Raw genomic sequence first — 824 nt, forward strand, 5'->3', positions numbered from 1 at the left:
CATCGTTGTATTCATGAACAAATGTGACATGGTCGACGACGAAGAGCTGTTAGAGCTGGTAGAAATGGAAGTTCGTGAACTGTTGTCAGAATATGACTTCCCGGGCGACGATTTACCAGTAATTCAGGGCTCAGCACTGAAAGCGCTGGAAGGCGACGAAGACTACGCTAAGAAAATTGTTGAATTAGCCGACGCACTGGATAACTACATCCCAGAGCCAGAGCGTGACATCGATAAGCCATTCATCATGCCAATCGAAGACGTATTCTCGATTTCAGGTCGTGGTACGGTAGTAACGGGTCGTGTAGAGCGCGGTATCGTGCGTACAGGCGACGAGTGTGAAATCGTTGGTATGAAAGATACGACGAAGACCACCGTTACGGGTGTTGAAATGTTCCGTAAGCTGCTTGACGAAGGTCGTGCAGGCGAGAACATCGGTGCCTTGTTGCGTGGTACTAAGCGTGACGACGTAGAGCGTGGTCAGGTCCTGGCGAAGCCAGGTACAATTACTCCGCATACTAAGTTCGAAGCGGAAGTTTACGTACTGAGCAAAGACGAAGGTGGCCGTCACACGCCATTCTTTAAAGGCTACCGTCCACAGTTCTACTTCCGTACAACGGACGTAACAGGTGCTGTAGAATTGCCAGAAGGCGTAGAAATGGTCATGCCTGGTGATAACCTGAAGTTTGTTGTAGATTTGATTGCTCCAATCGCAATGGACGAAGGTCTGCGTTTCGCTATCCGTGAGGGTGGCCGTACCGTAGGTGCAGGCGTTGTATCAAAAATCATGGACTAAGCAGTCCTGTTGATTTTAAGAGCCCGGC

1 protein-coding gene is annotated in these 824 nt (G+C 49.6%); it reads left to right on the forward strand.

The window, feature by feature from the left end:
- A partial coding sequence (locus tag RJ32_RS00100) for an elongation factor Tu (RefSeq protein WP_034823227.1) occupies window positions 1-796 on the forward strand: 796 nt, incomplete at its 5' end.
- Window positions 797-824 lie beyond the last annotated feature (28 nt).

The organism is Idiomarina sp. 28-8, assembly GCF_000320945.2.
GTDB lineage: Bacteria > Pseudomonadota > Gammaproteobacteria > Enterobacterales > Alteromonadaceae > Idiomarina > Idiomarina loihiensis.